This is a genomic window from Nocardia amamiensis (genome assembly GCF_015477605.1).
GTDB lineage: Bacteria > Actinomycetota > Actinomycetes > Mycobacteriales > Mycobacteriaceae > Nocardia > Nocardia amamiensis_A.
Genome location: NZ_JADLQX010000010.1, coordinates 55,882 through 79,968 on the forward strand (window position 1 = coordinate 55,882; position 24,087 = coordinate 79,968).

A 24,087-nucleotide genomic window follows, 5' to 3' on the forward strand; every position below is an offset into this window, starting at 1 on the left:
GTAGCTGGCCGATGGTCGTTGACCGACCCGGAAAATGCAGTATCGGAATCCGCGCGTCGCAGAGGCCGACCCTCTTCGCTTCCGCGCACCATCGCCGCCGGCGCGGCCGGTGCGGTTACCGGATCGAACGGAACACCGTCGAACTCCAGCGTTGTCATGCCATCCACCGCCTCACCGAGGTCTGGAATTTCTCCGTCAGATCAGGAGTCGTCACCACGGTGACGTCCGAGAAACGTTGCAACACTTCGCCATCCGCCGTCGTCGCGGTGGCGTCGATCCGGGCGTCGAAACGACCGGGCCGCGGGTTGTCCACGATGAGCACGAAAGGCTCGCCCGCGGGGAGCGGCCGGTAATACTCGACTCGCCCCACACCGAGCGGCAGGCAGGCCGTCCCGAGCAACCGGTAGCCGAGCACGGGCGGGCCCTGCAGGATCAGGTCCGCGAGGACCGGGTCGTGCAACCTCCCGGCGTACGCGCCCCGCGCCACCGTGGCGGCGGGTAGTTCGCAGTCGAACACGATCGCGTCGTCCGTGACCGCCCGAATCCGGCGCAAGCCTTGCAGAGCGGGTGCGTGGAACTGGATGGCGTCGCGGTAGATGTCCGTGTCGTCGGCGGGGCCGCCGGGGACCGGCCGTCGCGGCGCGCGCTCCGCGGCGTCGGCGAGCAGGAGCGTCGCGCGGAAATGGACCGCGTCGTCGCCGCGGACCGTCGCATGCACCGTGGTCGTCTGCTCGCCCGGTTCGGGTTCGCCGACCGGACGGCGGATCGCGTTGTCCGCTCGCAGCGTGGCGTTATCCCCCGGTGCCAGTTCGAGCTCGAGCTCGTCGACCGGATGGTCGAACACGATCCCTTTGAGCACCTGGAAGTCGCGGACACCGACCACTACCCGTCCTGGCAGAGCGCGTTCGGCCAGATTGACCATGGCGCCGAGACCGAAGGTGGCGGGTAGGACGACGTGCTCGCCGATCCGGTGCGCCGCGATGATCGGATCCCCGGTGATCCCGGTGATCGTTCGCCGGGCACGCACGGTCGCCGTACCGATACCCGTCGTGTCCGACAGCGACTTCGCAGGTCCGATCAGAACGACCGTGTCGGCGGCGCGGGCGGCGGTGAATTGCTCCGTGAACGCCGCCGCACCGGCCTGCGGGTCCAAAAGTTCGACACCGCGGAGGCGGAAGTGTTCCCGCAGGGCGGGAGTGACCATGCCGCCGTCCCATGCACCCCAATCAATTGCCGTGACATGGCAATCCGGGTGGTGCCGCCGCCAGCTCGCCGCGAATCGCGAGAGCGCTTCGTTCGCGGCCGCGTAGTCGGCCTGACCGGCATTGCCGAACAGCCCGGCCACCGACGTGAACAACACCAGATGCCGTAGCTCCCCGAGCGCGCCGAGCACCGCGGCGAGTCCACCGATCTTCGGATCGAGCACCCTGGCGACGGATTCCGCGGTCTTGTCCGTGATCACGGAGTCGGCCAATACCCCGGCACCGTGCACGACGCCGGTGATGGAGTCGCGCCACGGGGCGATGGCCGCGGCGACCGCTTTCTCGTCGGTCGCGTCGACGGCGAGGTAGTCGGCCCGCGACCCGAGAGCAGCCAGCGTCTGCCGGACCTCCCGGGTGGCGCGAACCCCGGACACGGCACGCTCGACGTCGCGTGGTGTCGCGCCGGTAGCGGCCAGCGCGCGCACCGCGGCAGGCTTGAGCTCCGCATCGGAAACTCCGTCCGCCCAGTCGGGTTCGGTGCCGAGCTCGGATCGGCCGAGGAGCAGGAAACGCGCCTCGCTCCGCGCGGCGAGCGCCAGGACGCAAGTGGCGGTGACGCCGCGCGCGCCGCCGGTGACCAGCAGCACGTCGTCGGCGGTGAGCACCATCGGCTCCTGCTCGGCGCCGGGACGCACCGCGGTGACCGATCGTGCGGGTGCGTGCCCGCTCGGCACCAGGGTCCTCCGCACGCCCGCCGCGTCGATGCCGACCTCATGGGTGTCGCGGGCCGGGTCGAGCAGTTCGGCCGTCACGAGCTCGGCCAGCTGAGCAGGCGTGCAGGAGGGAGCGATGTCGAGCGCCCGGCTGAACAGCTGGGGTTCTTCGGCCACAAGGGTTTTCACCACTCCGCCGACACCGCCGAGCAGGGCGGGCACCGGCTCGGCGCCGAGGAAGCCGAGTCCCCCGTCGAGCCGAGTCACCGTCACGAAGGCCGCCCGTCCCGGTGCGCGCCGCAGCGGTGGTACGGCACGACCGGCCAGGAGGATGCAATCGGTCAGGGAACGCCGGGCCGACTCCCAGTCCGCGGAACCACCGACCAGGACGAGGCACAGGTCGATCGGTTCGCCTCCGGTGTCCACATCACCGGCCGAATCCGCGTAGCGGACCGTCCAACCCAGCCCGTCCAGCGCCGCGCCGAGCGCGGCCGAGTCGGCGTCTTGCTCGCCGGTCAGGTCGACGAGCACGGCCCGGGCCCGGGCCCGGTAGGGCGCGACCGCCCGATCCGGCGACGGCAGGGAGACGAGTTCGACGGCATGCCGCGACGTTCCCGCCGCGGCCTCAGCTTTTGGGTGGACATCACCGCCCGCCGCACCGGCGAGTTCCAGCACGATCTGATCCAGTGTGCGCAGCGTGCCCAGCTGCTCCGGACCCAGGCTCGGTAGGTCCGGAAACCGCTCCTGCAACGCGCCGATCACCTGCACCCGTTTGATCGAATCCACACCGAGATCGGCCTCCAGATCCATCGACGGATCCACCATCTCCACCGGATAGCCCGTCTTCTCCGCGACCACCTCCAGCAGCGCACGCCGCAAGGCCTCGCCGGATACTCGGTCATCCGCGCTTGTGCCGTTCGTCGCCATGGCGGAGGTGCTGGTCGGCGCACCGCCGGACGCGCCGAGCAGGTCGGCGACCTGATCCAGTGTGCGCAGCGTGCCCAGCTGCTCCGGACCCAGACTCGGTAGGTCCGGAAACCGCTCCTGCAACGCGCCGATCACCTGCACCCGTTTGATCGAATCCACACCGAGATCGGCCTCCAGATCCATCGACGGATCCACCATCTCCACCGGATAGCCGGTCTTCTCCGCGACCACCTCCTGCAACGCACGCCGCAACACATCACTCGGCACCTGGCCGTCGGCCGCGGCGATGGTGGCGTTTCCGTTCGAGGCCGCAGGCGTTTCAACAGTTTCAGTGGTCGGCGCGCCGCCGAGCAGATCGGCGACCTGATCCAGCGTCCGTACCGTGCCCAGCTGCTCGGGGCCGAGGTTCGGCAGATGCGGGAACCGTTCCTGCACCGCGCCGATCACCTGGACCCGCTTGATCGAATCCACACCGAGATCGGCCTCCAGATCCATCGACGGATCCACCATCTCCACGGGATAACCGGTCTTCTCCGCGACTACCTCGCGCAACGCACGCCGCAACGCCTCACTCGACACCTGACCGTCTTCCGCGCGGGTCTCGGCCGGGGCTCCCGTCGAGTGCCCGTTCGTCACGGCTTCCGGAGTGGCCGGTACTGCAACGGCTTCCGCCGCAGCCGCGGCACGGTGGTCATCCACGACCATGGCCGTGGCGAGGGGACGGCGCACAGGTGCGGGCTCGATCGCCGCACGCGGCGCGGGCGAGGCCGGGCGCGTGACCTGGGTCGAAGGCCGCGAAACGGGAGCGAATCCGCTTTCCAGCTCCACCAGCTGGGCCAGCACTTCACTCGCGCGTGCATGGCTGTGGCTGATCGCGACGCCGTGCTCCTTCACCGCCTCGATGGCGCGCACCGTGGCCGCGTCCAACCGGCCGTCGCCGAGCGCGCCGGCCAGGCCGCGGGCCATGTCCAGCTGGCCGTCCAAGAACTGGCGGTGCGTGTGCAGATGCTGCACGAGCGCGCTCTCCAGCGCGTCCGAACCGGCGTCGCCGGGCTGCGGTGTGGGATACACGGTGGTCTCCGATGCTGCGGTGAAAGCGGGTGGCCCGACCGGCTTTTCGGCGGCGGGCTGGTGATCGACCACGCTGTCGACCGGAGCGGGGGAAGCCGCGAGGACGCTGAGCCGGTATTCGTCGTCGAGCGCGGCGGCGTAGGCGGTGCGGCGGGTCTCGGGCACGTATTCGGGGGCCGACAGCGTCACCGTCATCGCGCGGCGGGAGACCTGGGCCTCCGGCGCGGGGGCGGTATGGCGGTTGATGCCGTGCAGGCCGAAGCCGAGCACGGCCAGGCGCACCGCCGCGCGGGCCAAGGCGAGGTCGCTGTCGCCGATCGGACCGGAATCGGTGGCGATGACGACGACGTCGTCGCCGAGGGTGCGCCGCACCAGCGAGGTCAGCACCTGCTTCGGCCCGAACTCCACGAACACCGTGCAGCCCGCGTCGCGCATCGCGGTGAGCGCGGCGACGAATTCGACCGGTCTGCCGAGCTGTTCGGTCAGCACGGCCCGGTTGGCCGCGACATCGCTGCCATAGCGCGCGTCGGAAGTATTGGCGAAGACCGGCGCGTCGGGCGCGCCGATGTGCACCCCGGCGACCGCGGGCGCGAACGCCGCGGTGGCGTGGGCGACATAAGGCGTGTGGAACGCCCCCGAGACCGGCAGAGCGCGAGTGGCCACCCCGCGCTCCTCGCAGCGGGCCACTACGGCGGCGATCCCCTCCGGCCCGCCGCCGACGACGACCTGGTCGGGCGCGTTGTGATTGCAGATCCACACGTCGTCGACGCCGTCGAGCAGTTCCTCCGCGATCTGCCTGGACGCGCCGAGCGCAACCATGGTGCCCGCCTCGACCCCCTCCTCGGGCGTCATGGCCACGCCCCGCGCCCGGGCCAGCGCGTAGAAGTCCGCGGTGGCCAGCGCGCCGGAAGCCCACAGCGCGGTCAGCTCACCGAAGCTGTGCCCGAGATAGCCGTCGGCGCGGAATCCGTACTCGGACAACGCCGTGAACTGCCCCGCCGACAGCGCGCCGATCGCGGGCTGGGCGAACTCGGTGCGGCGCAGGGCCTCTTCTTGCTGCGCCGCCACGGCGTCGTCGAACGCGGGCGGCGGGAAAACCACCGACGACAGCCGCACGGACGCGCCCGCGAAAGCGTCGTTGGCCGCGTCGAACGCCGCACCGACGGCCGGATTGTTCAGCGCCGCCTCCAGACCCATGTCGACGTACTGGCTGCCCTGCCCCGCGAACAGCGCGCCGACCTTGCGAGCAGGCAGGGCGGCCGCCCGGAAGTACACGCCTTCGGGGTGGTCCCAGGCGGTCGCCTCGGGGTTGCGGACGAGTTCATCCACCGCCAGCGTGCGCAGGTGCGCGGCGTTCTCCTCGTCGACCGACACGAACCCGATCCGTCCATGCTGCTCCGGGATCTCACCGCCGTCGCTGGGCGCCACACTGCGCACCGCGTCGATCAGACCCGCGACGTCCGGGGCGTGCCACAGGTGCGCGCGTGCCGTCCGGTGCAGCACCGGGTGCGCGCCCCGATCGGCGTCCGCCTCCTCCAGCACGACGTGAAAGTTGGTGCCGCCGAACCCGAATGCCGACGCCGCGGCCCGGCGCACCGGGCGATGCGGGTCGCGGATCCAGGGCCGGGTGCGCGTGTTCACGTAGTACGGCGCGTCCGCAGCGGCGATCTCGGCGTTTGGCGCGGACACGTTGATGGTGCCGGGCAGCACTTTCTGATGCAGCGCCAACGCCAGCTTCATCACGCTCGCGGTGCCCGCGGCGCCCTTGGTGTGCCCGATCTGCGACTTCACGCTGCCCAGCGCGGCGAACGCGGGCTCGGACGTCGCGTCGGTGAGCAGTTCCTTGAGCGCGGTGAGCTCGGTCTTGTCGCCGACGGGCGTGCCGGTGGCGTGCGCCTCGATGAGCGCGACATCGGCGGGCGAGATCTCGGCGTCGGCGTAGGCCCGGTCGAGCGCGACGCGCTGCCCGCCCGCGCGGGGGGCGTAGATGCTCTTGGCGCGACCGTCGCTGGAGGAACCGAGACCGCGGATGACGGCGTAGATCCGGTTGCCGTCGCGGCGTGCGTCTTCCAGCCTGCGCAGCGCGAGCATGGTGATGCCCTCACCGAGCAGCGTGCCGTTGGCGTCGGCGGCGAACGGGCTGATCCGCCCGCTGGACGACAGCGCGCCGACCTTGCTGAAGCACATGTAGATGAAGATGGTGTTCTCGGTGTCCACGCCACCGGTGATCATCATGTCCGCCCGGCCGTCCTGGAGTTCGGCGATGGCGGTGCGCAATGCGGCCAGCGAAGCCGCGCAGGCCGCGTCGACGGTGCAGTTGATGCCGCCGAGGCCGAGACGGTTGGCCACCCGGCCCGCGGTGATGTTGGCCAGCAGCCCCGGGAACGAGTTCGCCTCCCACGGCGCGAACGCCGCGACGAACCGGTCGGCGATGGCGTCGGCATCGGTGTCGGACAGACCGACCGAGCGCGCCGCCTCCTTCAGCACCGGCGTGGACAACCGCGCCGCCAAGGGGTGCATGAGCGGCACCGGGCCGGTGGTGCCGAGCACGACGCCGGTGCGGCTCGGGTCGTACCAGGCGGAATCCACCGCCCCCGCGTCGCGCAGCAGGTCCCGCGCGACGCCCAGGCTGAGCGTCTGCATCGTGCTGGTGACCTCGAGCTGGTTGGGCGGCAGCCCGAATTCCAGCGGGTCGAACTCGATGTCGGGCAGGAACGCACCCCGGCGCGAGTAGGTCTTGTCCGGCGTCGCGGGGTCCGGGTCGAAGTAGTCGTCCAGGCTCCAGCGTGACGCGGGGACCTCGGCGGTGCAGTCAACGCCGTCGACGATGTTCTGCCAGTACTCTCGATGGTTGTGCGCGTTGGGCAGCAGGCCGGACATGCCGACGATGGCGATCGGGTTGCGCGCCAGGCGTCTGTCGTCTGTCACGAAATTTCCTCTCGAACCGGGGTGGGAGATCAAGCGGCGACGGTGGTCGCGGTGCTCGACGCGATCAGCTCGGCCGCACCCGCCGCGAACAGGCGGTGGCCGAGCGAACTCGGGTGCAGGCCGTCGGCGGTCCACACCTCCGGCCGTTCCCATTCGGGCTGGGCGGCGATGTCGAGCAGCAGCGTGCCGGTGTCGGCGACGACGTCGGCGAGCACCGCGTTGGCGAAGTCGAACCGTTCGCGCAGCAGTGCGCGGAAACCATCCGGCACCGGCAGGCGGGCCGGGATATCGGGGTAGCTTGCGGTGAAGACCGTCGCTCCGCCCGCGCGCAGCGTGCCGAACAGCTCGGCGACGTTGCGCGCGAACCGATCCGCGTCGAATTCGCTCACCAGATCGTTCACGCCGACCACGACGCCGTAGAGGCTGGATCGGGTCGAAACGGCCTGTCGCAGTTGGACTTCCAGCACCACGGTGGTCGTGGCGCCGTGCTCGCCGAAGTTGCGCACCGCCGCGGGTCGCAGGCCGAGCTGGCCACCGAGGCGCGGCACCCAGCCGCGGTAGCCGCCGCCGGGCGCGGCGTCGCCGCGCCCTTCGACGAAGCTGTCGCCCAGCGCGGTCAGCACCGGGGCACTCATGCGGTGACTCCGTCCTTCGTGACGTGCCGGGCCGCCATGGGGAAGTTCACCTTCTCGTACAGCGCGGAAAGCTCTTCCTCGCCGAAGTACTTGTCCGGCGAGTAGATTCCGGCGATCAGCCCGAAGAAGTGCTTGATGTAGTCGGCGTCCATCGAGGTCGCGCGGAACACCGAGTCGTAGTACGGGGTCAGCGAGAGCTCCGAAATGCTCTGGGTCAGCTCGTAAGTGCTCGCGCTCTGCGCGTCGCGCTCGCGCTGGTACTCGGCCATCACCTCGTCCATCGGGCGGGCGCCGGACAAACCTTCATCCACGAGGTCGGCCAGCAGCTGCGCGTACTTGAACGCGTCGGTGATGCCCCAGCCGGTGAACGGGTCCTTGTGGTAGGCGGCGTCGCCGACCAGCGCCCAGCCGGGACCGTAGGACTGACGGCGGTAGTTGTCCGGGTACAGCATCGGGCGGAACTGCTCCACCCGCTTGCCGGTATCACGCAGGCGCGCACCGATTTCCGGGTCGATCTGCGCGACGATCTCCTGCACGCCGGCGTCCGGGTCGGCGCGGAACTCGCGGAACCGCTCCCGCTTGCGCATGACCGCGACCAGCGCGAGCCCGTCGTTGGTCGGCCAGGACGCGAACTGCTGCTCCCCGAAACCGGTGCGGTGGTGCATGCCCCAGTCCACGCCCTCGTAGTAGGAGTAGTAGATGAAGCACGCCGCGGGCGAGCCCTCGTACTCCTGCGCGCCGACCGCCTTGGCCACCATCGAGTTCGAGCCGTCGGCGCCGACCACCAGCTTCGCGCGGAACTCCTGTTCGGCGCCGTCGCCGACCGCGCCGCGGATGCCGGCCACGCGGTCGCCGTCGAACACCAGCTCCGAGACGGTGAATCCCTGGATGACCTCGACGCCGGCGTTGCCCGCGGCCTCGACCAGGATCTTGTCCAGCACCGTGCGGCGCGGGCAGTAGACGGCGTCGATGCCGTCGGCGGACGGGTCGGCCATGCCGTTGATGACGATGTCGGTGTAGGAGAAGTTCAGGTGCCGGATCGGCGGGCACCCGGTGGCGACGACCTCGTCCAGCAGGCCCCAGGACTTCAGGAAACCCAGCCCGGCCTGGTGGATGTAGTGGGTCGACGGGGTGTCGCTCGGGAAGCTCGCGCGGTCGACGGCGAGCACCTGGTAGCCCTTCCTGGCGAGCAACATGGCAAGAGGGGAGCCCGCCACCCGGGTTCCGACAACGATGACGTCGTACATTGTTCGCATCACTTTCCGGTAGTCGAATTCCGATTTCGAGTCTGTGGCCGCCGCGCGCGGACAACCACCGCGACGGGCCGTGATTCATCGGCCGATCGGTTGCGGCTATCGTGCGGGTCGCGGCGCCGAATACAGCAGTTCGATATCCGCCGCATAGGCCTCGGCGATCGCGGCGCGGCGCAGTTTTCGTGACGAAGTCGACAATCCGCCTTCGACCGTGAAATCACCGTCCACGATCCGGAATGCTCGAATCGATTCCGCGCGGGAGACGAGAGAATTCGCGTCGTCGACGGCGGATTGGACGGCGGCGGTGAGATCACCGTCCGGTTCGGCGGCTCGCCAGCGTTCCACCTGCACCGGGTCCAGGGTCACCAGCGCGGCGACGAAGTCGCGGCCGTCGCCGAGCACCATGCAGTTGGACACCAACGGATGCAGCCGGATTCGGTCCTCCAGCGGTGTAGGGGCGACGTTCTTGCCGCCGGAGGTCACCAGGATCTCCTTCTTGCGTCCGGTGATCCGCAGGAAGCCGTCGTCGTCGAGTTCCCCGATGTCACCGGTGTGCAGCCAGCCTTCCGCGTCCACCGGCGTCTGGTCGGCGGCCGCGCCCCAATAGCCCGGCGACACGTGCGGGCCCCCGACCAGCACCTCGCCGTCTTCCTCGGCGATAGCCACCGACGTGCCCGGGATCGGCCTGCCGACCGTGCCGAGCCGGTTGGTCTCCGGGGCGCTGACCGTCACGGCGGTGGCGGCTTCGGTGAGCCCGTAGCAGTTCAGCAGCACCACGCCGAAGGCCGCGTAGAACCCGACGGTCGAGTCGTCCAGCGAGGCGCCGCCGGAGATGACGTATCTGAGCTCGCCGCCGAGCGCGGCCGCCACCGGGTGCGTCACGGGGTCCGGTGTCTTCCGCGCCCGCATCAGGTCGAGACCGCGCTCGACCGCTTCCCGCTCCTCGGCCTCGCTGAGCAGGGTGCGGCAATACTTGCGGATCTTCTCCATGCCGTACGGAATCATGGCCAGGAAGGTCGGCCTCAGCGTCGGCAGCACGGGCACCAGGTCCGGTATGCCCGGCAGCAGGTGGGTTCGGCTGCCGCCGAACAGGCAGGCGAACAGGATGGTCTGCCCGAACACGTGCGACAGCGGCAGCGCCAGGACGGTTGTCCCGTCGAACACATCCCCGGTCTGACGGACCGTGTTGGCCGAGGACACGAACATGTTGCGGTGGGTGATCAGGCATCCCTTCGACACACCCGTGGTGCCGCTGGTGTACACGATCATCGCCAGGTCGTTCGGCCGCACGGCGTCGATGCGGTCCTCGATTCCCGGATCGATCTCGCCGACAGCCCATTCCGCGACCTGCTCGAAGGTCCAGACCTCCCCTGCGCCCGCGGCGCACAGCCGTTCGGCGTCTTCGGCGCTCTCGGCGGCGAAGTAGGCGCTCCCGCTGTCGCGCAGGATGTGCTCGATCTGGCTGTGCGAGGAGGTGGGATACACCGGGACCACCACCGCCCCGATCGCCAGCAGCGCGCAATCCAGCAGCGCCCAGGCCAGGTTCGTCCGGCCGAGCACCGCGACCCGATCGCCTGCCGCGACGCCGCGCGCGACCAGCGCCGAGGCAACCGCCCTGGCCCGGCGATCGACCTCGGCGCAGGTCAGTTGCGTTCCGTCGGCGTCGCACAGCGAAAGCCGATCCGGCTGGTCGGCGGCGGCGCCGGAAATCACCGAGTACAAACTCGCGGTGTCGGAAAGATCGTATCCATTTTCACTGACCGAGACCGCGGTGACAGACACTGTGTTCACAATGTCGAATTCTCGTCGCCGACAGCGAATTACAGGTCTGTCGCCATTGCGGTTCCTACCGCACGAATGTCATCACCTATCGACGTGGTCAGGCCGACACCGCGCGGGCAATATCGATATGCGCCGGTTCCGGGGAATCGACGCAGTCCAAGAAAAAGCGTACGGCCGGATTCGACTCGTCCGCACGCCACACCGCGTACAAATCGAGGGTCGGCACCGGATCGAACAGTTTCACCGCGACCGAAGCGCTCCCCGGCCCGCCCATGCCCATCGAAATCGCGCGCGGCAGCGAGGCGAACCCGACCAGCGGACGTACCGAGACCATGTGCGCGGTCGCACCGGGATCGTCGGCGGTGTGCGTGATCGCGAGCGAGATCCTGGTGTCCGCCGCCGCCCGGAAGATCGAGTCGTACATGGCCGGACACTGCTCGCGGGCGAACAGTACGCAGTCCTGGCCCTCCAGTTCGGCGAACTGGACCCCGGGCCGATCGGCCCACCGGTGCCTGCGCCCGACCACGGCGACCAACGGCACTCGGTGCAGCAGCCGCCGGTACCGGAAGTCGGTGGTGCTCGGATGTCCGTATACGAGAGCCACATCCAATGACCCGTCGCCGAGCCCGGCCAGCTGCGGGCCGGTGCGCTTCTCCCACAGTGACACCACGATGTCGGGGTGTCGTTCGGTCATCCTGGTGAGCGCCTCCGGCAGCACGTGCCTGCTGGCCGGAAGGTTGTAGCCGATATTGAGGGTGCCCGCCCGCCCTTCGGCGGTCGCCTTCGCGGCCTGAGCCGCGCGGTCGAGCTGCGCCACGATGAGCCGGGCCTGGCTCTCGAACTCCCGGCCCGCGGGGGTCAGCTTGACCTCGTGCGAGTTGCGTGCGACCAGTTGCACGCCGAGCGATTTCTCCAGCTTCTGCAGCTGGGCACTGAGACTGGGCTGCGTGAGATGCAAGCGCTGCGCTGCGCGGCCGAAATGCAGCTCTTCGGCGATTGTGATGAACGAAACCAGATGTCGGAACTCCATGCCGCCGGCTCCTTTTCCGCGTACCCGAAACGGTAGCCGCAGTAGGTAACCGAGGATGAACCGGAATCGCACAAATGGTGCTGAGAACTTGGCGGCTGGGTGAACTGGCCCCGAAGCCGGTACGGGTGTGTTACTAGCACCCGTGACCACCCAGGATGCCGGAAACCGTGCCGGAGGGCAAGTCGGTGCGGCCGGATCCGAAGTCCTCCAGTTTCCGAACCCGGCGCCGCGCCGACGCCAAAGCGCCGGGAACGGTTCGGGGGCGGCTCAACGTCATAGGCTTGGCAAGCAGTAGCGAATCTGCATCAGTGTGAGACGCTTTCGCTGGATGATGGAACGCGACAGGACAGGCCGCGACAAGAGAGGTGCAACAGGTGGAGACAGGCACAGTGTGGCGCTGGAAACCGCGAAACGGTACCGGCGTGATCAAGCTCGATGACGCCGACAGCACTCTTGTCTGGTTCCACCTGTCGGATGCTCGCGGCGATCTCGACATCGCCACAATCGCCGAGGGACTACCGGTCGAGGTCGAAATCGAACCGATCCCACAGGGGGAATACACATGCCGCGCAAAGTCGGTACACCGAAGAAACTGATCCTCGCGGCCCTGGCCACCGCCATTGGCGTCCTCGCCGCAGGCCCAGCGAACGCCATCCCCGGGTATGCCGACTTCAGGCCCGGCCACCAGAGCTACAGGTACAACGGCCAGCACGGCACATTCACGGGAGATGTCGTTTACGCAAGTCAGCAACCCGATGGCGGCAACCGGCTCATCTGGTCGCTGACGCTCTCGCCATACGTGCAAAGGCTCATCGTCGGCAACACGATGGCTTGCGGCGCCTACGTGGAGGGTAAGACCGGATACTCGGACAACCACAGCGCCATACCGGCGGACTACCGATGGCATTCGGTGGTGCCGAATCTCCAACTCGACAAACAGTACAAACTAGTCATGAACTGCGCCTTCCAGGCCACCAACGGCCATGTCTTGTCGCCTGGTCGCGCTGACTTTCAGATGGTCTTCACGCTGCATTCCAGCTGAGTCGAGGGTCAACTGCCCATCAACTGTGCTATACGCCTGCATTGTCGCACGTCAGGCCAGGTTCAAGTCTTCTTCCTCGCCGCTCGCGCCTCTGACGAGATGACCGGTACCGTCGCAGGTGGGTAGCCATCATCGGCGGAGGAGTACGCCATGAACGACATTCCACCGAACGAAGTCGGACGTAGGCTGCGTGAACTGCCCCCGAAGCCGGGACCGGTGTGCTACTAGCACCCGTGACCACGCAGGATTGCCCGAAACCGTGCCGGAGGGCAAGTCCAGTCGTAGCCTCGGACCATGAGCGCAGATCTCGGGGAACGCTTGCGATCGGTTCGTAAGCGCAGCGGTCTGACACAGCGTGAACTCGCGGAGGGTTCGGGCGTGTCGCTGTCCCTGATTCGCAAGATCGAACAGGGCGAGCGCGACGACACCCGGATGCAGACGCTCCGGCGGCTCGCGGTCGCGATGAGTTGCCCACTCTCGGCACTTCTCGGTCCCAATCCCCCGCAACCAGAGAGCGGGAACGGCAAGCTCTGGCATCCGACGCGGGAAGCGCTCATGTCCACGGCAAGCGGGCAAGCGACGGAGCCACCCCCTGAGCGGGGTATCAACGAGGCGCTCGCCGCCGCAGTAAAGCTTTACCACGACAATGAGTACGACCAGCTGGCTCGTGTACTTCCGCGCCTGATAGCGGACGGACGGGACGCGTCGCCGCTCATGCGATCACGAATTCTGCAATTGGTCGGCTCCGTGATGGTGCAGACGCGCCAGCTGGAACCCGCGAGAACCTCCCTCGAGCGATCTCTGACGGATGCGGAAACAACCGGGAACGTTCTCGATGCCGCGTCAGCGGTGATCACTCTGTGTTGGCTTTTGCTCGTGGAACGACAGTTCGAGCAAGTTCGCACACTCGCAACCTCGTGGGCCGACCGTATCGAGCCGCGTTTGTCAGTGGCGACGACAAGGGAACTATCGACCTGGGGGTGGCTCCTGTTGCGCGGATCCGCCGCCGCGATCCGAGACAACCGGTCCGATGAGGCAGACGACATGATTCGCTTGGCCCATGCGGCAGCGGTAGCGGTCAAGCGCGATTCGGGTAGCTACCACCAGTACTGGACGACGTTCGGCCCCGCGACGGTAGCGATGAAGCGGGTGGAGAACGCCATCGTGGACGACCGCCCCGACATCGCGCTGCGACTCGCCCGGGACGTGCCGCCGGGGCTGCGTCCGACCTCTGACAATCGGAACCGGCATCTGCTCGATATCGCGACGGCACACATCGAACTCCGAAGCTATGACTCCGCCTTCGATGTCCTGTTCCAGCTGTCCCGCGAGGCACGCCCGTGGTTGATCGAGCAACGATCCGCAAAGGATCTACTCGGCCGAATCATCGCCAGGCGACGCACCCTGACCCCCGAGATGCGAGAGCTGGCCAATCTCGTTCGGCTGGAATATTAAGTAGCACAGTGCATTACATCTCCGCCGCTGACACTTCTGTCCGCGCCGCGATGAGAGTGCCATTGTTGACACCCTCCTGATCCTGTGACGCTGACTTCGGCCCCGACGCCGGGGTGAGCGGCCGGGTTCCTCATCCCGGCGCGCTTGGTGCGGCCTCCCTCTGTTGTGCAGGCATTGCCGCTGACTGAGTGCAGGAGCCCCCGGCATCGGGTGCCTCACCACGACTGGCAGGGAGGCGCAGGGGATGAACGCGAGCGATGGCGGTACCGATAGCGGCAGGTGGTATTCGGCGGGGGTCGCCGATCTGGAGCGGATGGCGAAGTCGCTACGCGACGAGTCCATCGGGCTGCGCTCCCCGAGTATCGGGACGGTGGAGGGGCGAGTCGCGTTCTACAAGCGGGTCGCCAATCTCGCAGCTGAGGCGGAACCGGACCGGATCATCGTGCGCGCAAGTAAATCCGTCTGCGCGATCTGCATGCCCGAAACCCTTGGGGTCGCTGTGGTCGACGCGATCCGCACCCGATGCCAAAGTCTCGGCCCGATTGTGGCGCACCCTCGTTCGCGCACCTGGACGTTCCTGACGCGACCCGACTTGCCCGACTTCCCGGAGGTGTTCGAGGGACTATTCCGGTACCAAGTGAAGGTCATCAGCAGCGGCGGGGTTATCGCGTTGCCGTGTCCACTGGACGAACAGACCGGCTTCCGCTCCTGGATCGAAGCACCCCACGACACCTACCGGCCCTCGGCACGCGTGCTGCTGGATACGGTGCGAGCCTGCCTGCCCGCACCAGGGCAGGTATGACCTGGCCGCACTCCGGCGAATCGCCATGCCCGGAGGAACCGGACGTGCGTCTGTCGATCACCTTCGCCGACGACATGCGCCTCGAGTTCGTCGCGTGCCTGACCGCCGCGTTGGTGTTCGTGCAAGCATGGGCGGCGCGAAATCACCACTCCGCCGCCCTGACCGTGCACCACGACGGCACCGCCGGACTCCCCCGCCTGCCCACCGAGCGCCTCTACCTCGAGCCATGACCCGCACGGCCGCGTGGCGGGTTCGGACAGCGCGGTGTGTCGGCAAGCAGATCACGCGGAAACTGCCAGGAATCAGAGAGTTGCCCTATCGCCAGGTCGGCCGGCTCGTTATGAACCGGACTGATTTCAGCGGGCTCCAGTTGCATCAGGACCGGTCGCCATCGGGAATATGTCCGACCGCAGGTCCGTCAGCCGGGCGGGCGAAACCGCCGACTGGCAAACCGAGCCGCCCGGCGCAAGGCGGGCTCGTTGGGGGCAAGTTCTCGAGCAAGGCTTGGCCGTTCGGGCCGTTGTCGGCAGTAATTGCAACCGGGATCGCCGCAGACGCTTTCACGCCACTGGTCGCACACCACGCATAGCGCTGCGTCGAATCGGTCGGAATAGTCCGTTCGGGCGTTGCACCGCTGACATGATTTGGTCCCTGACCGCAGGGCGGAGGGGCGCTTACGCGGCATCCTCCTGCTCGAGGTTCAGCATCTCCGCAACCACCATGGTTCGGACGGATCAACATAGGGGTCCGCGATCGTGCGGGAACAGTACAACTCATCGAGCGGCTGCACCCGTCGCCAGAGTTCCCGCGACGGACCCGGCGAAAGCTCGCGCAGGGCCTGGTCCAACAACTTTCGCGGATGAGCGTCGAAAGGACAGCACGCCTCGACGCCGCAACCACGAACCTCCGGCTCCGTCAGCCTGCGGGCTGGCCCCTGAACGGTGTTGGCCCAACATGTCATTGCGTCGGCAATGGCGCCAGGCCAAAGACGTGAATCCTCGAACACGGCGATCTCGCTTTGCGCTCGCGCCGAGACCCCAGCAACTGTCTTCCTGCCATACCCTGAGCGGAGGTTGCGCGGCAGGCTCGCGCGGACCTGGCCCGGTCGCTTACGCGCCACGAGCCTTTCGTCGGTTCGATGTCATAAGGGACATTTTTCCAAAAGTCGCCACACCCATCAATTCAGCCCAATAACGGACCGGCGCGCTCTCGATCTGCGGCCATGGGTACGCCGATGCAGTGCGAGCTGGATCTCCAGCAGCAGCCGGGTCGCCGACGTCCATGCCGAGGATTTCCTCGACGCGACGGATGCGGTAACGCAGCGTGTACGGATACACGCGCAATACCGCGGCGGCGTTGCGGACGTCGCCGGTTCGCGCAGGTCTCCACGCTGTCGCGCCGGATCGCGGAATGTTTGCGGTCGTGGTCGAGTAGCGGGCGCAGGCGTGGCTCGTGGGGTTCAGCGGCGCGAGCCGACTTGCTACCCACCCCGGCCTTGCGTGGGCGGGGCCTTCGTGTCCGGTGGGCCGACTGGTCGGCGAGGCAGCAGGCCGGTGCCGAACAGCGCGGCGATCGCGAGGAGAGCGGTCACGGCGAATGCCACCTGCAGAGCCTCGAGGCGGGCGGCGGAGTTGACCGCGAGGATGGCATCAGCTGTGGTATCGCCGACTCCGGCAGTGTCGAGAGCGCCCGCCAACTGAGTGTTGGACAGGAAAGGCACTCCGTCAGCCAAATCCGTGGTGGCCTGCTCTTGCACGGAGGCCGGAATGGCCGGATTGTTCTCGATGCCCGAGATCACGGACGAGCTGAGCGTGGCGATCAGGATCGACCCGATCAGTGCGGTGCCCAGGGACGCGCCGAGGGTGCTCGCGGTGTTCTGCAGTCCCCCGACCTCGGCACTCTCCGAATCGGGCACGGCGGACACCGTGACGGCCCCCAGTTGAGAAGCCAAGGCGCCCAAGCCCAATCCCATCAACAGCATCGGAATCGACACGACGCCCGCATTGGCGCCCGGGTCCATCCCGGCAGCGAGGATCAGGACGCCGACGATCATCGCGCACAGACCCAGGCGAACGACGCGGCGCGGATTCGCACGCGGCAAGAACCGGGGGATGCCTGCCGCGGCAAGGACCAGTGCGATCGAGAGTGGAAGGATCCGCACCCCGGTCTCGACCGCGCTGAGTTCGAGCACCACCGATAGAAATAGCGGCACCGAGAAGAACACCCCGGCCTGCACCGCGAACTGCGCGAAGAACATGCTCAAGCCCCCGGCGAGCTGTCGGTTCGCCAGCAGGGCCGGATCAACCAGCGCGTCGCGACCCTGCGCCACCAAATAGGTCTGCCGCCGCAAGAACAGATACAGCAGCAGCAGGCCACCGATCAACAGCCAGATGACAGGCGACAAACCGAGCACGGTAGGGCCGTCGGCTTTTGTCTGCACCCAGCCCCATTCGCTCGACCGCAACACGCCGTATACGACCATCCCGAGCCCGATCACGGAGAGGACCGATCCGACGAGATCCAGCCGGACACGTTCCGCGGGAGCGTCCTCGACCCGGCGCAAGACCAGCAGAATCATCACGACGACGACCACCTCGCCGAAGAAGACGTACCGCCACGACGCGAACGTGGTCACGGCACCACCGAGCAGCGGGCCTACCGCGACGGCCATCGCTCCCGCCGCGGCCACCAGTCCGTAGGCCGCGGACCGGCGTTCGGGAGGGAAATTCCCCGCCACGAGGGCGACGATCGCGGGCATGATCAGGGCAGCGCCGATGCCTTCCAGCAGCGACCAACCCAGGAGGAGGATCGGCAGGTTCGGCGCCAGCCCGGTGGTGAACGATCCCGCGCCGTAGATCACGAGACCGATTCCGAAAGCCCGGCGCCGACCGAGAATGGTGCCCACTCGGCCGCCTGTGATCATCAGCGAGGCCATCACCAACGTGTACAGGGTGATCGCGGTCTGGATTCCCGTGATCGTGGTGCCGACGTCCTGGGCGACGGTAGCCATCGACACGTTCATCACCGAGCTGTCGAGCGTCATCAAGAACTGGCCCGACGCCAGCACCACCAGCACGAGGGTGGAGCTGGACCTCTCTGTCGGCACCGACGGCATGTGGCGCTCCTTCACCCTCCCTGGTGATGTGGCGGGTCCGGCGCTCAGGCGGAAGTACGACACAGTCCGTCCACGGCGCTGGCATACACCAGGCATCCTACCTGCGAAGACGGCCTCGCTGGCGCAGGCGCAAGGTCGTCGATCGCTAGGCGGTGGGCGGCCATCACGCCGAGTTCGGTTATCGCCTCGTTGCGGCACTCGAGCCATGATGGCTCCGCCGCCACCGGCACGAACGCGCTCGAGCGCCCCCGCCGAACGTCAGGGTGGCGCTCCCGGTTTGTGCAGTGCCCACGGCGACTGTCCGTCCGAACTGTGCACCTTCAAATCGGCGGCCCTGGACGTACCAGGGCCCATACCCTGCCCGCTTTGCCCGAGTTCCAGGTAGCCGGTATTGGCGTGGACTTCGGTGACTCCGGCATCGGAATGCAGGATCTTGGCCGCGCGGGCACCCACATCGGAGAGCGGCGCATGGGACAGCAAGGCGACCGTCCCACCGTTCTGCTCGACGGCCCGTTGGAAGTACTTGTTGCCCGCCAGTATCCGAGCGTAGTCCGCTTCACCGACGGCGACGGTTTCCCGCTTCCGGCCCGCGCGCACTTGCAGGAGGACATTGTCGACCGGCGCTGCGTCTATGTCGTCGAGCCGCGGTGACGCGAGACTTGCGTTGATGGCCATGACGGGCGGCTTGTCGCGGAACGGCACCTCCCAGGGCACGGACTCCACGTCCTTCGGGTCGATCGTCGCGGGATCAATCGTCTGAAAGAACGGATGGAACCGTAACGCCTCAGCGGAATCGGTCTCCACGTAGCGATTGACCGCTTCGCGCAGCTCATCTCCCGGGGCCCGCCTGGACGCGTGCCACAACTGCAGGGTGAGCCGCGTCGAGGTCATGTGCAGCGGCGGGCTTATCGCGTTGCCGTCTCCACTCGACGAACAGACGGGTTTCCGCTCCTGGATCGAAGCACCCCACGACACCTACCGGCATCGGCACGCGTGCTGCTGGCTACGGTGCGAGCAGCCTTCCCGCACCTGGGCAGGCATGACCTGGCCGCACTCCGCGTCTGGCCGAAGTGAAGACCGCTATACGAAGTTGTTCGTATGGTTTGCGTACCGTGCTGGATCCTACTGTCGTTTCTGTACGAAAACGTCTGGGCACGAGTCGATTCCATCGAATCTGAGCTCGGCAGCAAAGAGGTCGCGGAGACCGGGAGAGGGGAACGACATGCGACGCACGACAACGACGGCCAGGGTGGTCTTGGCCGCGGCTGCGCTCGTCTCGTCGATAACGGGGACGGCATCGGCGCAGGCGAGCGCCGAGGTGGTCGGGCAGCGGGGACGTGCCGAAAGGAAGAAGTCGATGCTCCACCGAAAAGCGCATCACGCAGCACGATGGGCCACCCTTGTCGTCGCCGCGACCGCGGCTTTCGGTCTGACAGCGACTCCCGCCAGTGCCGGGCAGATCCCAGATTCCTGGTGGTCGAACACGGTACGGTTTTGGGAGACCACCGGCTTCAGCAACGACGGCGTCGAACTCGGACCGGGGGCTTACGACCTGCGATCCGTCACCAGGGACTGCGTAATCTTCTGCTGGAACGACTGGAACAACGTGCCGTCCTCCCTGCATGTCGCCCCGCACACCTGGCTGACCGTGTGGGAGGACGAGGACCGACAAGGCGCCTGTGTGAGCTTCTGGGGCGGTGAGCCCTTCGAGCCCGGCGGAAATACGCCTGGCCGCGCCTGGGACAACCTCGGCAACATCGCTGCCGGCGACTCCTCCGGTAACTGGGCGAAACGAATCAGCTACGTGATGGTGACCCCGGTGTCCGCATACCAAGAACGCCCGATGACGGCCTGCCCGGAGGCCGTCTGGTGATTACGGATATACGACCGTCACATCGTCGGCTCGGCCGAGCGGCCGGGTGTGCGGCGGTGCAATGCGAGCTGGATCTCCAGTAACAGCCGGTCGGCGGGATCGCCGAGATCCATGCCGAGGATTTCCTCGACGCGGCGAATGCGGTAGCGCAGGGTGTTCGGATGCACGCGCAACACCGCGGCGGCGTTGCGGACGTCGCCGTGTTCGCGCAGATAGGTCTCCACGCTGTCGCTCAAGCTCGCGGAATGTTTGCGGTCGTAGTCGAGTAGCGCGCGCAGGCGCGGATCGTGCAGTTCGGCGCGCGAGCCGACCAGGTCGAGCACCTCGCCGAGCAGCACCGCGGTCCGCGACTCGGCGAGGGTGGTCACCCGATGCTTCGGGTAGGTCGCGATGGTGCTGTCCAGGACGCGATCGACCTCGACCCGTGCGTCCGCTACGCGGCCGAGATCCGCGACGGGACAGGCGATCGCGGCCCGCAGCGCCAGCGAGCGCTTCGTTTCCAGCTGTTCGACCAATTGCCGTGTCCAGGCGGTCACCGTCTGTGCGGAGCGGTAATCCGGGAGCAGCACGTAGACGCGGTCGCGGAGCGTGGCGGTCACCGAATCGGCGCGAAAAGAGCTGGCGCGCAGGCGAAGAATGCCGCCGAGGGCAGTGGGCTCGGTGGTGGTGGCCTGCTCGGTGGCCGTGAGGGCGAACCCGACCACCGCGGCCGGACCGGTCGGCGGCAGACTCAACGCTCTCGCTACCGCCGCAACGTCGACCGCGCCGCCTGCCGCGCCGAACAGTCGCCGGATCAGCAGCGCCTCGGTGGTCGGCGCGTCGAGCGTGCGGGATATCAGGCGCCCCGCGATGGCCGCAGCACCCCGCAGAACCTCGGCTGCGTCCGGCTTGAACGGTCGATCGCCCTGCTGCAACCAAATCGCGCCGAGCACCCGAACCGCGCGGGCGCCCGAGTCCGCCGGATGCCGGATGCCGATCGCAAGCCTGCGCTTGATGTTCAGCTCGTCGTGCGCGGGTACGTCGATGACCTCGTCGCTGTTGCGCAGTCGGTCGTACACGCCCCACTTCCGCAGCACCGTCAGATATTCGGGCGGGCCTTCCCGGCCCAGGATCGACAGCACGCGCAACTGGTCGGCGGTTTCGTCGGACGCCGAGTACGCCAGCACGTGCGAATACGGGTCCTCGATGGACACCATCCCGCCCGCGTTCTCCGCGACCATCTGCGCCAGGCCGAACAGATCGATGTCCGCGTCGACCAACTCCTCATCCCCGGCCATGTCCATCCTTCGGCCAACTCGACAACGCACTCGCCCCATCTTTGTCCGACTGACTCATTCTTCGGGCAGTTTTCCGGTGTTGACTTCGCCCTACCGGAAATTCACCTAATGCACCGCAGGCCCGATACCACCACCAGGAGGACAAATGGACAACGTCGTGTCGCCACCCCGGCCGGTCAACGAGCCGGTGGGCACCTTCGCCCCTGGCAGCGCCGAACGCGCGCGCCTGCAGGCGAAGCTGGCCGAGCTCGGCGCGACACCGACCGAAATCCATCATGTCATCGGCGGCGAGCATCGGCGTGGTCACGGCCGGCGGCTCGAGGTGGTGCAACCGCACCGGCACGCCGCGGTACTGGGCACGCTCACCACCGCGGAGCCGAACGACATCGACGACGCTATCGCGGCGGCGACCGCAGCGGCCCCGGGTTGGCGGGCGCTGTCGTTCACCGACCGCGCCGCGATCTTCCTGCGTGCCGCCGACCTGCTGGCCGGGCCGTGGCGCGAAACCATCGCCGCGGCAACGATGCTGGGCCAGTCCAAGACGGCCTACCAGGCGGAGATCGACACACCCTGCGAGCTGGTCGACTTCTGGCGGTTCAACGTGCACTTCGCCCGCCGCATCCTGGCGGACCAGCCGATCTCGGCTCCCGGTGTGTGGAACAAGGTGGACTATCGCCCGCTGGAGGGCTTCGTCTACGCGATCACGCCGTTCAACTTCTCCGCCATCGCGGGCAACCTGCCCACCGCGCCCGCGCTGATGGGCAACACCGTCGTGTGGAAGCCCGCGGTCACCCAGTCGGTGGCGGCGTACTGGACGATGAAACTGCTGGAGGCGGCGGGCCTGCCGCCAGGCGTCATCAACATGGTGCACGGTGCGGGGCCCGAGGTGTCGGAGGTCGCCCTCGCCGATCGCCGTCTCGCCGGCATCCACTTCACCGGATCGACCGCGACCTTTCAGCACCTGTGGCGGACGGTGGCGACGAACATCGACCGCTACGACACCTATCCGCGCCTGGTCGGCGAAACCGGCGGCAAGGATTTCGTCGTGGCGCACAGTTCCGCCGACCCCGATGTGCTGAGCACGGCGCTGATCCGCGGCGCGTTCGACTACCAGGGCCAGAAGTGCTCGGCCGCCTCACGCGCGTTCATCCCGAAGTCGGTGTGGGCCAAGATGGGCCGCGAGTTCGTCGACCGGGTCGCCGCCCTCAGCTACGGTGACGTCACGGACTTCACCCACTTCGGCGGCGCTCTCATCGACCGGCGCGCCTTCAGCAAGAACACCGACGCTCTCGCGCGCGCCAAGGCGACCCCGAGCCTGACCATCGCCACGGGCGGGCACGCCGACGACAGCGTCGGCTACTTCGTCGAGCCCACCGTCCTGCTCGGCGACGACCCAGCCGACGAGGCCTTTCGCACCGAGTACTTCGGCCCGATCCTGGCCGTGCACGTCTACGACGATTCGGTGCGCGGATCGTTCGAGTCCACGCTCGACCTGGTGGACAAGGGCTCACCCTACGGCCTCACCGGCGCGGTCATCGCCGACGACCGTGCGGCCATCGTGACTGCCACCGACCGGTTGCGTTTCGCGGCGGGCAACTTCTACATCAACGACAAACCCACCGGCGCGGTCGTCGGGCAGCAGCCCTTCGGCGGGTCGCGCGCGTCGGGCACCAACGACAAGGCAGGCTCGGCGCAGAACCTGCTGCGCTGGACCTCCGCCCGCACGATCAAGGAAACGTTCGTTCCCGCGACCGACCACCGTTACCCGCACCAGGAGCTGTGATGGCTTTCTCCGGACTGCTGCGGCCCGCCGTGCTGGCGGCCTCCCGTTCCCCGCGCATCGAGCGCACGATCACCCGCATGCCGGTCACCAAGAAGGTGGTCGATCGCTTCGTCGCGGGCGAGACCGAGGACGCCGCGGTGAGCACGACCTCGGCGCTGCTGCGCTCCGGACGCCTCGTGACGATCGACTACCTCGGCGAGGACACCACAGATCTGGACCGGGCCCAAGGCACCGTGGCGCACTATTTGCGGCTGCTGTCGGCACTGTCGAAAGGGCGGGCCGAGGACGACCAACCCGTGCGACCGCTGGAGGTGTCGCTCAAACTGTCCGCGCTGGGTCAGTCGCTTCCCCGGAACGGGTACGCCATCGCCCGCGAGCACGCGCATCAGATCTGCACCGCCGCGAGGGACGCGGGCATCTGGGTGACCATCGACGCGGAAGACCACACCACCACCGACTCGACCCTGGCGATCGTGCGCGAGCTGCGCCTGGATTTCCCCTGGCTGGGCACGGTTTTGCAGGCCTATCTCAAACGCACCGAGGAAGACTGCCGGATGTTCGCCGGCACCGGATCGAGGATCCGGTTGTGCAAGGGCGCCTACCGCGAACCCGCGAAGGTGGCGTATCAGAGCCGAGCCGCGGTCGATGAGTCCTACGCGCGCTGCTTGCGGGTCCTGATGGAGGGCAAGGGCTATCCCATGGTCGCCACACACGATCCCGCGCTCATCGACGAGGCATTGCGGTACGTGCACGAAACCGGCCGCTCCTCCGGCGACTTCGAGTTCCAGATGCTGCACGGCATTCGCGACGCCGAACAGCGGCGGCTGGTCGCGGCGGGCCACGCGCTGCGCGTCTACGTGCCCTACGGCGACCAGTGGTACGGCTACTTCATGCGCAGATTGGCCGAGCGCCCGGCCAACATCGCATTCTTCTTGCGCTCCTTCGGCCGGAACCGCTGATTCGTGCCTGGTTTGCAGCGCCTGCGGCGCTGCGTGTTCGCGCCCCGTGGCCCGCGTCCGAACGACCGCCGCTGGTGCCTTCGTAGCGGACACGGCGGCCACTCCAACGCGAGCCGGGCGGCGAACGGGTAGGTCTCACTTCAACCGAAAACGATGGCTGGCCGATGTGGTCGCCCATTGCACGGACGAGTGGATATCAGGCACAGCGGCCAGCGCTGCACAAACGGCTTGAACTTTATT

At 67.8% G+C, this 24,087-nt stretch carries 16 protein-coding genes; 7 read left to right on the forward strand and 9 right to left on the reverse strand.

The window, feature by feature from the left end:
* Positions 1–154: 154 nt before the first annotated feature.
* The 5 genes from IU459_RS15060 to IU459_RS15080 all read right to left on the reverse strand — a co-directional run bounded on the left by IU459_RS15060 (position 155) and on the right by IU459_RS15080 (position 11,541).
* A complete protein-coding gene (locus IU459_RS15060) occupies positions 155–6,841 on the reverse strand; it encodes an SDR family NAD(P)-dependent oxidoreductase (protein ID WP_324198876.1) in 6,687 nt (2,228 codons plus the stop codon).
* Between the two features lie 29 nt (positions 6,842–6,870).
* Positions 6,871–7,476, reverse strand: coding sequence for an SGNH/GDSL hydrolase family protein (locus tag IU459_RS15065; RefSeq protein ID WP_195130151.1), 606 nt, complete (start codon positions 7,474–7,476; stop codon positions 6,871–6,873).
* A complete protein-coding gene (locus tag IU459_RS15070; protein ID WP_228837959.1) occupies positions 7,473–8,732 on the reverse strand; it encodes an NAD(P)/FAD-dependent oxidoreductase in 1,260 nt (419 codons plus the stop codon). The genes IU459_RS15065 and IU459_RS15070 overlap by 4 nt, the downstream gene beginning before the upstream one ends.
* Positions 8,733–8,828: 96 nt before the next feature.
* Positions 8,829–10,520: an AMP-dependent synthetase/ligase gene (locus IU459_RS15075; RefSeq protein ID WP_324198877.1), complete on the reverse strand. Its 1,692-nt coding sequence runs from the start codon at positions 10,518–10,520 to the stop codon at positions 8,829–8,831.
* 88 nt (positions 10,521–10,608) lie between these two features.
* Positions 10,609–11,541, reverse strand: coding sequence for a LysR family transcriptional regulator (locus tag IU459_RS15080; RefSeq protein ID WP_195130152.1), 933 nt, complete (start codon positions 11,539–11,541; stop codon positions 10,609–10,611).
* 562 nt (positions 11,542–12,103) lie between these two features.
* On the opposite strand from IU459_RS15080, the gene IU459_RS15085 reads away from it, so the two are divergent.
* The 4 genes from IU459_RS15085 to IU459_RS15100 all read left to right on the forward strand — a co-directional run bounded on the left by IU459_RS15085 (position 12,104) and on the right by IU459_RS15100 (position 15,070).
* A complete protein-coding gene (locus tag IU459_RS15085; RefSeq protein ID WP_195130153.1) occupies positions 12,104–12,583 on the forward strand; it encodes a hypothetical protein in 480 nt (159 codons plus the stop codon).
* A 294-nt stretch (positions 12,584–12,877) separates the two neighbouring features.
* Entirely contained in the window at positions 12,878–14,038 is a 1,161-nt protein-coding gene (locus IU459_RS15090; protein WP_195130154.1) for a helix-turn-helix domain-containing protein, read from the forward strand.
* Between the two features lie 244 nt (positions 14,039–14,282).
* Positions 14,283–14,840, forward strand: coding sequence for a DNA-directed RNA polymerase subunit beta (locus tag IU459_RS15095; protein ID WP_195130155.1), 558 nt, complete (start codon positions 14,283–14,285; stop codon positions 14,838–14,840).
* A gap of 44 nt (positions 14,841–14,884) precedes the next feature.
* Positions 14,885–15,070, forward strand: a complete 186-nt coding sequence (locus tag IU459_RS15100) for a hypothetical protein (RefSeq protein ID WP_195130156.1) — start codon at positions 14,885–14,887, stop codon at positions 15,068–15,070.
* A gap of 879 nt (positions 15,071–15,949) precedes the next feature.
* On the opposite strand, the gene IU459_RS40075 is transcribed toward IU459_RS15100, so the two are convergent.
* The 3 genes from IU459_RS40075 to IU459_RS15115 form a co-directional block, all read right to left on the reverse strand.
* The gene (locus IU459_RS40075; protein WP_369123096.1) at positions 15,950–16,177 is read right to left on the reverse strand and encodes a helix-turn-helix domain-containing protein; all 228 of its coding nucleotides are present in this window, start codon (positions 16,175–16,177) and stop codon (positions 15,950–15,952) included.
* A 143-nt stretch (positions 16,178–16,320) separates the two neighbouring features.
* Positions 16,321–17,955 carry an MFS transporter gene (locus IU459_RS15110; protein WP_195130157.1) on the reverse strand — a complete coding sequence of 545 codons (1,635 nt, stop codon included), beginning with the start codon at positions 17,953–17,955 and terminating at the stop codon, positions 16,321–16,323.
* A 258-nt stretch (positions 17,956–18,213) separates the two neighbouring features.
* Complete coding sequence (locus IU459_RS15115; protein ID WP_195130158.1) at positions 18,214–18,846, reverse strand: hypothetical protein; 633 nt, start codon at positions 18,844–18,846, stop codon at positions 18,214–18,216.
* A 331-nt stretch (positions 18,847–19,177) separates the two neighbouring features.
* Between IU459_RS15115 and IU459_RS15120 the strand changes: the two genes are divergently transcribed.
* The gene (locus IU459_RS15120) at positions 19,178–19,828 is read left to right on the forward strand and encodes a hypothetical protein (protein WP_195130159.1); all 651 of its coding nucleotides are present in this window, start codon (positions 19,178–19,180) and stop codon (positions 19,826–19,828) included.
* A gap of 17 nt (positions 19,829–19,845) precedes the next feature.
* Here the strand turns inward: IU459_RS15120 and IU459_RS15125 are convergent, their stop codons facing one another.
* Positions 19,846–21,105 carry a PucR family transcriptional regulator gene (locus IU459_RS15125; protein WP_324198878.1) on the reverse strand — a complete coding sequence of 420 codons (1,260 nt, stop codon included), beginning with the start codon at positions 21,103–21,105 and terminating at the stop codon, positions 19,846–19,848.
* A gap of 145 nt (positions 21,106–21,250) precedes the next feature.
* Here IU459_RS15125 and pruA point away from each other — a divergent pair, with 145 nt between their 5' ends.
* Positions 21,251–22,888 carry an L-glutamate gamma-semialdehyde dehydrogenase gene (pruA, locus tag IU459_RS15130; RefSeq protein ID WP_195130161.1) on the forward strand — a complete coding sequence of 546 codons (1,638 nt, stop codon included), beginning with the start codon at positions 21,251–21,253 and terminating at the stop codon, positions 22,886–22,888.
* Entirely contained in the window at positions 22,888–23,847 is a 960-nt protein-coding gene (locus tag IU459_RS15135) for a proline dehydrogenase family protein (protein ID WP_195130162.1), read from the forward strand. The genes pruA and IU459_RS15135 overlap by 1 nt, the downstream gene beginning before the upstream one ends.
* Positions 23,848–24,087: the final 240 nt, after the last annotated feature.